General features: G+C 71.8%; 14 protein-coding genes. 8 read left to right on the forward strand and 6 right to left on the reverse strand.

The window, feature by feature from the left end; translation table 11 throughout:
* Positions 1-7 precede the first annotated feature (7 nt).
* Positions 8-1,210 (reverse strand): sarcosine oxidase subunit beta family protein, encoded by a 1,203-nt coding sequence (locus JT362_RS17295; protein ID WP_260192248.1) that lies wholly within the window; start codon positions 1,208-1,210, stop codon positions 8-10.
* Complete coding sequence (locus tag JT362_RS17300) at positions 1,210-2,649, reverse strand: trimethylamine methyltransferase family protein (RefSeq protein ID WP_260192249.1); 1,440 nt, start codon at positions 2,647-2,649, stop codon at positions 1,210-1,212. Before JT362_RS17300 ends, JT362_RS17295 begins: the two co-directional genes overlap by 1 nt.
* A gap of 123 nt (positions 2,650-2,772) precedes the next feature.
* Here JT362_RS17300 and JT362_RS17305 point away from each other — a divergent pair, with 123 nt between their 5' ends.
* From JT362_RS17305 to JT362_RS17325, 5 genes are read left to right on the forward strand one after another with little or no spacing between them, the layout of a single operon-like run.
* On the forward strand, positions 2,773-3,510 hold the full coding sequence (locus tag JT362_RS17305) for an IclR family transcriptional regulator (RefSeq protein WP_260192250.1): 738 nt from the start codon (positions 2,773-2,775) through the stop codon (positions 3,508-3,510).
* 9 nt (positions 3,511-3,519) lie between these two features.
* Positions 3,520-4,185 (forward strand): cobalamin B12-binding domain-containing protein, encoded by a 666-nt coding sequence (locus JT362_RS17310; protein WP_260192251.1) that lies wholly within the window; start codon positions 3,520-3,522, stop codon positions 4,183-4,185.
* A 14-nt stretch (positions 4,186-4,199) separates the two neighbouring features.
* Entirely contained in the window at positions 4,200-5,060 is an 861-nt protein-coding gene (locus tag JT362_RS17315) for a dihydropteroate synthase (RefSeq protein ID WP_260192252.1), read from the forward strand.
* The gene (locus JT362_RS17320) at positions 5,057-6,868 is read left to right on the forward strand and encodes an ASKHA domain-containing protein (RefSeq protein ID WP_260192253.1); all 1,812 of its coding nucleotides are present in this window, start codon (positions 5,057-5,059) and stop codon (positions 6,866-6,868) included. Before JT362_RS17315 ends, JT362_RS17320 begins: the two co-directional genes overlap by 4 nt.
* Positions 6,869-6,875: 7 nt before the next feature.
* A complete protein-coding gene (locus JT362_RS17325) occupies positions 6,876-7,505 on the forward strand; it encodes a DUF1638 domain-containing protein (RefSeq protein WP_260192254.1) in 630 nt (209 codons plus the stop codon).
* On the opposite strand, the gene JT362_RS17330 is transcribed toward JT362_RS17325, so the two are convergent.
* Positions 7,462-8,262: a methylenetetrahydrofolate reductase gene (locus tag JT362_RS17330; protein ID WP_260192255.1), complete on the reverse strand. Its 801-nt coding sequence runs from the start codon at positions 8,260-8,262 to the stop codon at positions 7,462-7,464. The genes JT362_RS17325 and JT362_RS17330 overlap by 44 nt on opposite strands.
* Positions 8,263-8,359: 97 nt before the next feature.
* Between JT362_RS17330 and JT362_RS17335 the strand changes: the two genes are divergently transcribed.
* A complete protein-coding gene (locus JT362_RS17335) occupies positions 8,360-9,130 on the forward strand; it encodes an IclR family transcriptional regulator (protein WP_260192256.1) in 771 nt (256 codons plus the stop codon).
* Here JT362_RS17335 and JT362_RS17340 read toward each other — a convergent pair.
* Both JT362_RS17340 and JT362_RS17345 read right to left on the reverse strand, forming a co-directional pair.
* Entirely contained in the window at positions 9,102-9,755 is a 654-nt protein-coding gene (locus tag JT362_RS17340) for a response regulator (protein WP_260192257.1), read from the reverse strand. The genes JT362_RS17335 and JT362_RS17340 overlap by 29 nt on opposite strands.
* Positions 9,752-10,861 carry a sensor histidine kinase gene (locus JT362_RS17345; RefSeq protein WP_260192258.1) on the reverse strand — a complete coding sequence of 370 codons (1,110 nt, stop codon included), beginning with the start codon at positions 10,859-10,861 and terminating at the stop codon, positions 9,752-9,754. The genes JT362_RS17340 and JT362_RS17345 overlap by 4 nt, the downstream gene beginning before the upstream one ends.
* A 110-nt stretch (positions 10,862-10,971) precedes the next feature.
* On the opposite strand from JT362_RS17345, the gene JT362_RS17350 reads away from it, so the two are divergent.
* Positions 10,972-11,655, forward strand: a complete 684-nt coding sequence (locus JT362_RS17350) for an ATP-binding cassette domain-containing protein (RefSeq protein WP_375546515.1) — start codon at positions 10,972-10,974, stop codon at positions 11,653-11,655.
* Positions 11,652-12,383 (forward strand): ABC transporter permease, encoded by a 732-nt coding sequence (locus JT362_RS17355; RefSeq protein WP_260192259.1) that lies wholly within the window; start codon positions 11,652-11,654, stop codon positions 12,381-12,383. Before JT362_RS17350 ends, JT362_RS17355 begins: the two co-directional genes overlap by 4 nt.
* Here the strand turns inward: JT362_RS17355 and JT362_RS35415 are convergent.
* Positions 12,376-12,603 carry a hypothetical protein gene (locus JT362_RS35415; RefSeq protein ID WP_311202723.1) on the reverse strand — a complete coding sequence of 76 codons (228 nt, stop codon included), beginning with the start codon at positions 12,601-12,603 and terminating at the stop codon, positions 12,376-12,378. The genes JT362_RS17355 and JT362_RS35415 overlap by 8 nt on opposite strands.
* Positions 12,604-12,689 lie beyond the last annotated feature (86 nt).

Here is a 12,689-nt window from a genome sequence, read left to right on the forward strand (position 1 = left end):
CCCCCGTTCAGTGCGCGACGGCCGCGGCGCCGTGCTCGTCGACCAGCGCGCCGGTGGTGAAGCGGTCCAAACCGAACGGTCTGTTCAGGGCGTGCGGCTCGCCGTGCGCGATCGTGTGCGCGTACACCCAGCCGGACGCCGGGGTGGCCTTGAACCCGCCGGTGCCCCAGCCGCAGTTGACGTAGAGCCCGGGCACCGGGGTCGGTCCCACGATCGGCGAGGCGTCCGGGGAGGTGTCCACGATCCCCGCCCAGGTGCGCAGGACGTGCGCGTGCCCGAAGACCGGGAACAGCTCGAGCGCCGCCGCCAGCTGGTGCTCGACGACGTGCACCGAGCCGCGTTGGGCGTAGGAGTTGAACGGGTCGATGCCCGCGCCGAGCACCAGCTCGCCCTTGTGCGCCTGGCTGACGTAGACGTGCACGTGGTTGGACATGACCACGCACGGGTGCACCGGCTCCAGCAGCTCCGAGACCATCGCCTGCAGCGGGTGGCTCTGGATCGGCAGGCGCAGGCCGGCCAGCGACGCCAGCACCGACGAGTGCCCGGCCGACGCGAGCGCCACCGCGCCCGCCCGGATCGGCCCGCGGTTGGTGTCGACCCCGACGACCCGGCCGCCGCTGCGGACGAAGCCGGTGACCTCGCAGCCCTGCACGAGGTCGACCCCGAGCCGGTCAGCGGCCCGCGCGTACGCCCACGCCACGTGGTCGTGCTTGGCGATCCCGCCGCGCGGCTGCAGGGTGGCGCCGAGCACCGGGTACCGCACGTCCGGCGAGATGTCCACGATCGGGCAGAATTCCTTCACCTGATCGGGGGTCAACCACTCGGCGTCAACCCCGTTGAGCCGGTTCGCGTTGACCCGCCGCACGCCCTCGCGCACGTCGCCGAGCGTGTGCGCCAGGTTGAGCACGCCCCGCTGGCTGAACAGGATGTCGTAGTCGAGCTCGTCGGACAGGCCCTCCCAGAGCTTCATGGCGTGCTCGTAGATGGCCGCGCTCTCGTCCATGAGGTAGTTGGAGCGGATGATCGTGGTGTTGCGGGCCATGTTCCCGCCGGCGAGCCACCCCTTCTCCAGCACCGCGACGTTGGTGATGCCGTGCTCGCGCGCCAGGTAGTACGCGGTGGCCAGCCCGTGCCCGCCGCCCCCGACGATGACCACGTCGTAGGACCATTTCAGGCACGGATTACGCCACAGCCGGTCCGGGTGCGTCATCAGTCCCCCAGTTCGCGACGGCGGCGGGTGACGTACTCGGCCAGCTCCTCACGGATGGCGTCGTCGAGCGGGGGCTGTTCGTACTCCTCGAGCTTGGTCCGTGCGATCTCGCCCGCGCGGGTGGCGGCGTCGCGGGCGCCGTCGCGGGTCCAGCGCTCGTAGTTGTCCGAACTGGACAGGAACGGGCGGTAGAAGCAGGTGCGGAAGCGTTCCAGGGTGTGCGCGGCGCCGAGGAAGTGCCCGCCGTGCCCGACCTCGGTGTGCGCGTCGAACGCCAGCGACTCCTCGGTGACCTCCAGCGGTCGGAACTCCTGCTGGAGCATCTCCAGCACCTGCACGTCGATGACGAACTTCTCGTACGAGGCCACCAGCCCGCCTTCGAGCCAGCCCGCGCTGTGCATCACCCAGTTGATACCGGCCAGGAACGCCGGCAGCATCGTCATCAGGCCCTCGTAGGCGGCCTGCGCGTCCGGGGTCTGGCTGGACGTCAACCCACCGCCGGACCGCACCGGCAGGCCGAACCGGCGCGCGATCTGCCCGGTGGCGAGCAGCCCGACCGCCGACTCCGGGGTGCCGAAGCACGGCGACCCGGACCGCATGTCGATGTTGGACAGGAACGATCCGAAGACCACCGGCGCGCCGGGGCGGATCAGCTGGGACAGCGCGATCCCGGTCAGCGCCTCGGCCATCTGCTGGGCCAGCGCGGCCGGGATCGACACCGGCGACATCGCGCCCATCAGCAGGAACGGGGTCAGCACCACCGGCTGGTTCGCGCCGCTGTACTCGAACTGCGCCTCCAGCATCCGGTCGTCCCAGCGCAGCGGCGAGTTGCAGTTGATGAGCGAGATCGTCGCCGGGGTCCGCTCGATCGCCTCCCGGCCGCCGAAGAGGATCTCGGTCATCCGGATGGTGTCGGCCGCGTTCACCGCCGAGACGACGTTGCCCATGTAGAACTTGTCGGTCAGGGTCTGCAGCGCGTAGGTCATGTCCAGGTGCCGGGAGTCCAGCGGAGCGTCGTTCGGCTCGCACATCACGCCGCCGGCGGTGTCCAGCGCGGAGAAGCTCTGGGCCAGCCGGGCGAAGTTCTCGAAGTCGGCCATCGACCCGTCCCGGCGCGCCTCGCCCTCGCGCACGAACGGCGGCCCGTACACGCCGCCGAAGACCATGTGGTCACCGCCGATGTGGACGTTGTTGGCGGGGTTGCGGGCCTGCACGCCGAACTCGCGGGGCGCCTTCGCCACCTGAGCCAGCAGGAAGTCCGGGTCGAAGCGGACGTTGTTGTCCTCGACCTTCTGCCCCGCGGCGCGGAACAGCTCCAGCGCACGGTCCGACATGAACTCGACGCCGATCTCCGAGACGATCCGGCGCCAGCCGGAGTCGAGCACCTCCATCGCCTCGCCGGACAGGATTTCGTAGTGCGGCAACTGGTTCCGGAACATCGCTCTCCCTTGACGTTCGGGCTCGTCGAATCTTACGCTCGTGTTATGGAACTTCGGTTCCACAACATGGAACTCTCACTCGATCGAGGAGGTTCGGTGACCCCTCCGGCGGGGAGTCAGGCAGTGGACAGGGCAGCGGCTCTGCTCGCCCTCATCGTCGAGTCCGGCGAGCGCACGTTCACCTCATTGGTGGACGAGGTCGGTCTCGCCAAGTCGACGACGTCGCGGCTGTTGCACGCTCTCGAGCGCAACCGCCTGGTGCGCCGCGACCGCGCCGGCCTGTTCCGCCCCGGACCGCTCTTCGCCGTCTACGCCGCCCAGCACGACACCACCCAGGACCTGCTCGAGCTGGCCCAGCCGGTTCTCGACGAGCTCAGCGAGCACACCGGCGAGACGGTGAACCTCGCCGTGCCGCGCGGGGCCGAGGTCGTGCAGGTCGCCCAGGTCGACTCCGCCTACCTGCTCGGCGCGACCAACTGGCTCGACGTCTCGGTGCCGCCGCACTGCTCCGCGCTGGGCAAGGTCTTCTACGCCTACCGCGCGCTGCCGATGCCGGACGGCGACCTGCCCGAGTCGCCGGTCGGCCGCACACCGACCATCCGGCAGCTCAAGGACGACCTCGCCGAGGTGTCCCGGCGCGGCTGGGCGCTGACCTGGGAGGAACTCGAGGAGGGGCTGGTGGCCGTCGCCGCCCCCGTGCACACCCGGGACGACTCGGTGGTCGCCGCGGTCTCGGTTTCCGGGCCGACCACGCGGATATCCAAGGCGGACGCGGCACGCATCGGGTCCCGCCTGGTCGACAGCACCCGGTCGCTGTCCGTACGGCTCGGCTACCGGCCGAGACGAGCCACACAGAAATGAGGCGGAACAGTGGGTCCTGACGAGATTCTTAAGGCGCTGTACGACGAGACCCTCGTCGGCAACGGACCGCGTGTGCTCGAGCTGACGAACCTCGGGCTGGAACAGGGAATGACGCCCGAGACGATGCTGTTCGACGCGCTGATCCCCTCGCTGGAGGAGGTCGGCGCCCGGTTCGAGCGCGGCGACTTCTTCGTGCCGGAGATGCTCATCGCCGGCAAGGCGATGAGCGGCGCCCTGGACGTGCTGCGCCCGCTGCTCGCCGACACCGGCGCGGAGACGGCCGGCACGTTCCTGATGGGCACGGTCAAGGGCGACGTGCACGACATCGGCAAGAACCTGGTCAACATCATGCTGGAGGGCGCCGGTTTCCACGTGATCGACCTCGGCGTGCAGGTGGCGCCGGAGAAGTTCGTGACCGCGATCCAGGAGCACAAGCCGGACGTGGTCGGGTTCTCCGCGTTCCTCACCACCACGATGCCGATGTTCAAGGCGAACATGAACGCCCTGCAGAAGGCTGGGCTGCGGGACCAGGTGATCGTGATGGTCGGCGGCGCGCCGGTCACGCAGGAGTACGCCGACGCGGTCGGCGCCGACGGCTACGCGGCCGACGCGTCCGCGGCGGTCAAGCGGGCCAAGGAGCTGATCCGGCAACGCCGCGTCGCGGCGACCGTCTGAACAGGAGCCGTGCCATGGAGACAGTCATCTCCTCGCCGGGCCGAACCGTCACGATCGGACCGGACGAGCCGTTCTGCGTCATCGGCGAGCGGATCAACCCGACCGGCCGGCCGAAGTTCCAGGAGAAGCTGCGGGCGGGCGACCTGTCCCGGATCGAGGTCGACGTCGCCGAGCAGGTGGCCGGCGGCGCGATGGTGCTGGACGTCAACATGGGCGTCCCGCTCACCGACGAGGCCGAACTGCTGAGCAAGGCGGTCACCATGGTCCAGGGCCTCACCGACCTGCCGCTGGTGATCGACTCCTCCGTGGTCGAGGCACTGGACGCGGCGCTGCGGGTCTACCAGGGCAAGCCGCTGGTGAACTCGGTGACCGGCGAGCAGGAGCGGCTCGACCAGATCCTCCCGCTGGTCAAGCGGTACGGCGCGGCGGTGATCGCGCTGCCGAACGAGGAGGACGAGATTCCGGACGACCCGCGCAAGCGGCTGGAGATCGTCCGCAAGATCATCGACGTCGCGGTGGGACAGTACGGGATCCCGCTGGAGGACATCGTGATCGACCCGCTGGCGATGCCGATCGGCGCCGACACCACGCTGGTGAACAAGACGCTGGAGACGATCTGGCTGATCCGCGAGGAGTTCGGCGTGAACATGACGCTCGGCGCCGGCAACGTGTCCTTCGGCATGCCGGACCGCGACGCCATCGGGGCCACGTTCCTGCCGATGGCCATGCACTGCGGGCTCACCTCGGCCATCATGGACGCGCGCTCGCCGGTGATGGTGGAGGCGGTGAAGGCGGCCGACCTGCTGCTCGGCAACGACGCGTGGGGCGCGAACTGGATCGCCGCGCACCGGGCGAAGCGGCGCGCCGCGCCATGACCGACCGGGTGCGGATCTCCTTCGGCGACAAGGAGGTCCGGGTGCCCGCCGGGGTGAGCGTGTTCGACGCGGCGAGCTGGCACGGCATCGCGATCGACTCGACCTGCGGCGGCCACGGCACCTGCCGCAAGTGCCGGGTGCGGGTCGACGGGCAGGTCGAGGTGTCCACGTCGGACCCGAGGGCGTTCAGCGAGGACGAGCTGGCGGCCGGGTGGCGGCTGGCGTGCCTGGCGCGCGCCGGGTGCGACCTCGCGGTCGAGGTGCCGCCGCTGGTCACCCGGCCCAAGGCGGCGATGGTCGGCGTCGGTCGGCAGGTGATCCTGCGGCCGGCGGTGCAGAAGCGGTGCGTGACGCTGACCGAGCCCACGCTCACCGACCAGCGGTCCGACGTGGAGCGACTGCTGGACGCACTGGACGACCTGGAGCCTTCGGTCGACCTGCAGGCCGTACGGAACCTGCCGAAGGCGTTGCGGGAGAACGACTACACGGTCACCGCGGTGGTCGTGGACGACCGGCTGGTGGACGTCGAGCCGGGCGACACCACGGCGCAGCGGTACGGGATCGCGTTCGACCTCGGCACCACGACGGTGGTGGCGACCCTGCTCGACCTGTCCACCGGCACCCCGGCGGCGGTGGCGTCGATGCTGAACGCGCAACAGCCGTTCGGCGCGGACGTGATCACCCGGATCAGCGCGACCATGCTCGACCCGGACACGCTGGGCAGGCTGACCGGGCGCGCGCACGAGACGCTGGCCACGCTGGCCGGCGAGGTGTGCGCCGAGGCAGGCGTCGACCCGGGGCGGGTGTACGAGGTGGCGCTGGCCGGCAACGCCACGATGATCCAGCTGGCGCTGGGCATCGACCCGGAGCCGCTCGGGGTGGCGCCGTTCGTGGTGGCGAGCCGTGCGCTCCCCCGCGTGCTCGCGGCGGACCTGGGCGTGCGGGTGCACCCCGGCGCGCCCGCGTACACGTTCCCCGCACTGGGCGCCTACGTGGGCGGCGACATCGTGGCCGGGATGCTGGCGTCCGGAATGGACCGGGACAAGCGGGTGCGGCTGTTCGTCGACGTCGGCACGAACTGCGAGATCGTGCTCGGTGACGGACACCGGCTGCTCGCCACCGCGGCGCCGGCCGGTCCGGCGTTCGAGGGCGCGGCGATCCGCTGCGGGATGCGGGCCGCGCCGGGTGCGGTCGAGGTGGTCAAGGTCGACGAGGACGGCGTGCGGCTCCAGGTGATCGACGACGTGGAGCCGGTCGGGCTGTGCGGGTCCGGGCTGGTGGACGCGGTCGCCGAGCTGGTCGGGATCGGGTTGCTGGACTCCTCCGGGCGGCTGATGGCGGAGGCCGACGCGCGGGAGAAGTTCCCGGCGCTCGCGGACCGGCTGCGCGAGGTGGCCGGCGAGCGGGTGTTCGTGCTGCACTGGCGGGACGACGAGCCGGCGGTGTACCTGTCGCAGCGGGACGTGCGGGAGCTGCAGTTCGCCAAGGCGGCCATCGCGACCGGCTGGCGGCTGCTGGTCGAGGAGCTCGGGGTGGCCGAGGAGGACATCCAGCAGGTGCTGTTGGCCGGCTCGTTCGGCTCGTACCTGTCCCCCGCCAACGCCGTGCGGATCGGGCTGGTGCCGAAGATCCCGGTGCTGCGGATCGTCAGCGCCGGCAACGTCGCCGGCGAGGGCGCGAAGATGGCGCTGCTGTCGATGCGCGAGCGGGCCGGCGCCGACGCGTTGCTGGAGGAGGTGCGCTATGTCGAGCTCTCCGACCGGCCGGACTTCAACGACAGGTTCATCGAGCAGCTCGCCTTTCCCTGAGATCGCGGTGGTCGCGTGCGGGGCGCTGGCCGCGCACGTCGACCGGATCGCCGCGCGCAACGGCTGGCCGGTACGCGTCCACCCGCTGCCGCCGTTGCTGCACAACCGTCCCGAGCGCATCGCGGCCGAAGTGGACGCGGCGCTCGACGCGCTGACCGGGTACCCGAGGGTGGCGGTGGCGTTCGCGGACTGCGGCACCTACGGCGCGCTCGACGAGCTGTGCGCGCGGCGCGGCGTGGCCCGGCTGGGTGGCGCGCACTGCTACGACGTCTTCGCCGGGACGGAACGGATGCGCGCGCTGCTGGACGCCGAGCCGGGCACCTACGTGCTGACCGACTTCCTCGTCCGCTCGTTCCGCCGCACGGTCGTCGCCGAGCTGGGTCTGGACCGGCACCCCGAGCTGCGCGACGACTACTTCCGCCACTACCGCCGCGTGGTGTGGCTCGCGCAGCGGCCGACCGAGGCCCTGCGGGCCGGGGCCGCCGACGCCGCGGCCGTCCTCGGTCTCCCGCTGGAGGTGGTCGAGGTGGGCGAGGGCGGCCTGGAGCGCGAGCTGGCGGTGCTCATGACGACGTTCGCTCCGCGAGCTCCGCTCAGCGGCCCGTCCGCCAGCGTTCCGCCTCCGCGAGCTGGTTGAACGTGTACACGTGCAGGCCGGCCACCGACAGGTCCGGGGTGGACAGGTCGGACGCCTTGGCCAGCAACGTGTCCGGGGAGTAGGTCGTCGCGATCCGCGCGAACCAGGACAGGTGCCTGCCGAGGAACCGCGCCGACTCGGCCACGCCGATCTTCCCCGCCATCGACAGCAGCTTCGTCCGCGCCACCGGTCCGGCGAGCCCGACATGGATGGGCAGGTCGACGCCGCGGCGCCGGACCCGGCGCACCCAGGCGGTGAGCACGGCGGCGTCGAAGCAGAGGTTCGACACGATGTAGGTGGCGTGGGTTCGCTTGTCCCACATGGCCTGCACGGCGATGTCGTCGTCGATCGACGGGTGGCTCTGCGGGTAGCCGGTGATGCCGACGTGCCGGAACGGCCTACCGAGCGCGGTCAGCTCGGCCAGCAGCTGCAGCGCGCAGTGGTAGCGCCCGGCCGGCGGGTCGGCGTCGCCTGCCGGCACGAACACGTCGTCCACACCGGCCCGCACGAGCCGTTCGACGATCTCCTTGAGGTGCACGTCGTCCACCACGAGCCGGGCGGACACGTGCGGCACGACCCGGTACCCGTGCCCGGCGAGCCGCTCCGCGAGCGCGAGGGTCGGGCCCAGCCCCTTGGTCGGCGAGGCGGTGATCGTGACCGGCACCGAGAGCGGAACCGACTCGACGACCCGTTCCTCGACGGAGGGGGTGGGAATGATCTCGTAGCGGATGGTCCGCGACCAGTCGTCGTTGCGCATAGCTAAACTCGATTCGTAATACGCAATCGCCCTGGTCCGAGGGTAACCCCCGGCCGAATCGCGGACAAGCGTTCGACCCTGCGCATATAGTTTCGCCATGAGCAACAGGGATGCCGGTACCGGCGTGCAGTCGGTGGACCGCGCGATCAGCGTGCTGGAGATCCTGGCGCGGCAGGGCGAGGCCGGGGTCAGCGAGGTGGCCACCGAGATCGAGGTGCACAAGTCGACCGCCTTCCGGCTGCTCAACGCGTTGGAGACACGCGGGTTGGTGGAGCAGGCCGAGGACCGGGGCAAGTACCGGCTCGGCTTCGGCATCGTGCGGCTGGCCGGCGCGGTGTCCGGCGGCATGGACGTCACCCGGCACAGCCGACCGGTGTGCGAACGGCTCGCCCGCGAGCTCGGCGAGACGGTGAACATCGCCGTCGGCGAGGCCTACTACGCGGTGAACCTCGACCAGGTCCGCGGCCCGTCGGCGGTCACCGCGCACAACTGGGTCGGCCGGCTCACCCCGCTGCACGCCACCTCCAGCGGCAAGGTGCTGCTCGCCTACCGCAGCGAGAAGCGGCGCGCCGAGCTGGTGGCGCGCGGCATGGAACGTTTCACCCAGCACACGGTCACCACCCACCGGCAACTCACCGACCACCTCTCCGCGGTGCACGAACGCGGCTACGCGGTGGCCGCCGAGGAGTACGAGATCGGGCTGAACGCCATCGCCGCCCCGATCCGCGGCCACGACGGCAAGGTGTTCGCCGCGGTCAGCGCGTCCGGCCCGGCGTACCGGCTGACCGAGACCACGATGCACGAGCAGGCCCCGGCGCTGATGCACGGCGCCGACGAGATCAGCCGCCGCCTGGGTTATCTGGGCTGACCAGACCCTGGCGGAACGCGAAGGTGACCGCCTGCGCCCGGTCGCGCAGGCCCGCCTTGGCGAACAGGTTGTTGATGTGCGTCTTCACCGTCGCCTGGGTGATGTGCAGGTGCGCGGCGATCTCCGCGTTGGACCGGCCGTCGGCGATCAGCCGCAGTACGTCGGTCTCGCGCGGGGTCAGCCCGTGGTCGGGGCGCCGCTCCCCCGGCGAGACGGCGTCGACCAGCCTGCGCTGCACGGCCGGGTCGAAGTGCGCGTCGCCGCGCCGGACGGTCGCGATGGCCTCGGCGATCTCGGCGCCGCGGGAGTCCTTGGTGAGGTACCCGCGCGCCCCGGCCCGCAGCGCGGCGAACACCGACTCGTCGTCGGCGTAGGTGGTGAGCACGACGACCTGGGTGTCCGGGAAGCCGGCGCGGACCCGCCTGGTCGCCTCCACCCCGTCCATCCTCGGCATCCGCAGGTCCATCAGCACCACGTCCGGGCGGTGCCGGGCCACCAGCCGCAGCGCGTCCTCCCCGTCCACACCGGAGCCGACGACCTCCACATCGGACAGCAGGCCGAGGATCAGCTCCAGGCCCTCGCGCACCACCGTCTGGTCGTCGACGACCACCACCCGCGTGGTCATGACGGCATCCGGAGCAGCACGCGGAAGCCCGAGCCCTCGGGGCCGGCGTCGAGGGTGCCGCCGATCAGCTCGGCGCGCTCCCGCATCCCGACGAGACCGTAGCCGCTGCCCGTGCCGCCGAGCACGGCGTCCGCGTTGTCGCCGCCGGTGTTCCGCACGTCCAGCTCGCAGCCGGTGTCGCGGCAGCACAGGCGGATGGTGACCGAGGCGTCCGGGGCGTGCTTGTGCACGTTGGTGAGCGCCTCCTGCGCGGTGCGCACCACCGCGAGCCGGACCTCCGGGGCCAGCGCCTCCGGGTCGCCGTCCACCGCGAGCGTGCACGGGTTTCCCGTCGTGGCGCGGAACTTCTCGACCAGGCCGGCCAGCTCGCCGGCGATCGGCCGCTGCTCGCCGCGCAGCGCCGCGACCGCCCGCTTGGTCTCCTCCAGCCCGGCGCGGGCGAGGTCGCCGGCCTGGCGCACGCGGTCCAGCACCTGTTCGCGGTCGGCGTCGCGCTCCAGCAGCATCCGGGTGCCCTCGAGGTGGACCACCTGCGCGGCAAGGGAATGCGCGAGGATGTCGTGGATCTCGCGGGCCATCCGCTGCCGCTCGGCGAGCACCGCCTCCCCCGCCCTGGACGCGGCGACGGCCGCGGTCTGCCGCTTGGTGGTGGCCAGGTGGTTGAGGATCGCGGCGAAGTACACCGACCACCCGAGCGCCGCCCCGATGCCGATGATCGCGGTCGGCACCAGGTCGATCGCGAGCGAGGTGAGGACGAACCCACCCGCGGCGAACAGGGTGAGTACGAGCGCCTGCCACAGCCGCACCCGGAACGGCGCCAGCCAGGTGACGGCGAACAGCAGGGTCGAGCCGGAGAACTCCTGCAGCCAGTGCGCCGCCAGCCCGAGCACCATCGTGGCCACGAGCAGCGTGATCGGCCACCGCCGCCAGCGCAGCACGACCAGCCAGCACGCGATGCCGGCGAGGAAGATCACGGCGACGACGAGCGCGTCGACCACACCGTCGCGGGCCGCCGGCACGACGCCGCCGACGAGCCCGTAGAGGAAGTAGCCGGCGACCAGGACCTGGACGGGCCTGGCCCACCACGGTCGTGCCGGTCCTGCCATGGTTTCCGACCGTACCTCGCTGGTCGGACCCGCGCCTCCACCCACGGGTGGGCACGGGTTCCACTCCCGCTCCCAAGACCCGCGGGCCGGTTCCGCGCGACCGTGGAGCCATGATTTCGGTGACGGCGTTGAGCAAGTCGTTCGGCAGCGTGCGCGCGGTGCACGACCTCACCTTCGAGGTCGCGCCAGGGACGGTGACGGGTTTCCTCGGCCCGAACGGAGCCGGGAAGACGACCACGCTACGGATGATCCTCGGCCTGGTGCGGCCCGACGCCGGCACCGCGCTCATCGGCGGCACCCGGTACACCGACCTGGAGTCCCCGGTGACGAAAGTGGGCGCGGTCCTCGAGTCGACCGCGTTCCACCCGGGGCGCACGGGCCGCCTGCACCTGGAAACGCTGTGCCTCGCGGCGGGGATCCCGGACCGGCGGGTCGGGGAGGTGCTCACGGAGGTCGACCTGCTCGCGGCCGCGGACCGGCGCGTCGGCGGCTACTCGCTCGGCATGCGCCAGCGGCTCGCGCTGGCGTCGGCGCTGCTCGGCGACCCGGCGGTACTGGTCCTCGACGAGCCGGCGAACGGACTGGACCCGGAGGGCATCCACTGGCTGCGCGGCTACCTGCGCGCCCACGCCACGACCGGCCGGACCGTGCTGGTGTCCAGCCACACGCTGACCGAGCTGTCGCTGATGGCCGACGACGTGCTGGTCGTCAGCGAGGGCCGGCTGGTGGCCGAGCTGCCGGCCGGCCCCGACCTGGAGGACGAGTACCTCACCGCCATCAGGAGCTCCCGGTGAACAAGCTCAGCGCACTGGTCACCGCCGAGTTGCGCAAGGTGGTGGCGACGAGGTCCACGTGGCTGCTGGTGGCGTTGGCCGGCGTGTGCTGCGCCGCGTTCGTCACGCTGGAGGTCGTCCTGTACGACGTCGCCGTCGTGTCGGTGTACAGCATGGCCGGGCAGGGCTATGTGGTGGCGATGATCGTCGGGATCCTGGTGGTCGCCGGCGAGTACCGGCACCGGACGATGACGTGGGCGTTCCTGGTCACTCCGCGCCGGAGTCGGGTGATCACGGCGAAGCTGCTCGCCTGCGGCGTGGTGGGGCTGGCGATCGGGGTCCTCGCGGCCGCGGTGACGGTGCCGCTGGCGCTGATCCTGCTGTCCATGGAGGACGGCCCGCTGTTCGCGCCAGGGGTGCCGCTCGCGCTGCTCGGCACGATCGGGGGAACGGGGCTGTGGTGCGTGTTCGGCGCCTCGGTGGCGGCGCTGGTGCGCAACCAGACCGCGGCGGTCGCGGTCGCCCTGGTCTGGACGCTCTACGCCGAGTGGTTCCTGGTGATGCTGGTGCCGGCGGTCGGCCGCTGGGCCCCGTCCGGCGCGGCCAGGGCGGCGACCGGCTGGACCCGCGCGGAGCTGCCGGTTCCCGGCGAGCTGCTGCCGATGTGGGCCGGTGCCGTCGTGTTCCTGGCCTACACGGTCGTTCTGGCCGCGCTGGCCCGGACGACCACCCGTCGCGACGTCACGTGAGCGCGGGCGGCTCCAGCATGGGCACGAGGAACTGCCGGGCCACGGCGGCCAGACGCTCGTCGTCGTCGAGGTCGACGCCGTGGCTGGGATCGCGAGGAACGACGCGGAGATCCGGACCATCATCTCGCCGGTCTCCGGGCCCCAGGCGCGGTCGAGCACGCGGAACGCCTTCACCTGTTCCGGCCACCCGCTCGACGGCGGCGGTCAGCTCCGCACGCACCCGCCGGGTCCGCCGCCAGCTCCCGCAACGTCGAGGCGGGCAGCCCACGGGCGGTGGTCCAGACGTGCGCCGCCTCCTCGTCCAGC

The organism is Actinophytocola gossypii, assembly GCF_025165815.1.
GTDB classification, from domain to species: domain Bacteria; phylum Actinomycetota; class Actinomycetes; order Mycobacteriales; family Pseudonocardiaceae; genus Actinophytocola; species Actinophytocola gossypii.

Coding starts and splice junctions, on each gene's coding strand:
- JT362_RS17295 (WP_260192248.1), bottom strand. CDS start 1,210: ATGACGCACCCGGACCGGCTGTGGCGTAATCCGTGCCTGAAATGGTCC.
- JT362_RS17300 (WP_260192249.1), bottom strand. CDS start 2,649: ATGTTCCGGAACCAGTTGCCGCACTACGAAATCCTGTCCGGCGAGGCG.
- JT362_RS17315 (WP_260192252.1), top strand. CDS start 4,200: ATGGAGACAGTCATCTCCTCGCCGGGCCGAACCGTCACGATCGGACCG.
- JT362_RS17320 (WP_260192253.1), top strand. CDS start 5,057: ATGACCGACCGGGTGCGGATCTCCTTCGGCGACAAGGAGGTCCGGGTG.
- JT362_RS17330 (WP_260192255.1), bottom strand. CDS start 8,262: ATGCGCAACGACGACTGGTCGCGGACCATCCGCTACGAGATCATTCCC.
- JT362_RS17335 (WP_260192256.1), top strand. CDS start 8,360: ATGAGCAACAGGGATGCCGGTACCGGCGTGCAGTCGGTGGACCGCGCG.
- JT362_RS17340 (WP_260192257.1), bottom strand. CDS start 9,755: ATGACCACGCGGGTGGTGGTCGTCGACGACCAGACGGTGGTGCGCGAG.
- JT362_RS17345 (WP_260192258.1), bottom strand. CDS start 10,861: ATGGCAGGACCGGCACGACCGTGGTGGGCCAGGCCCGTCCAGGTCCTG.
- JT362_RS17350 (WP_375546515.1), top strand. CDS start 10,972: ATGATTTCGGTGACGGCGTTGAGCAAGTCGTTCGGCAGCGTGCGCGCG.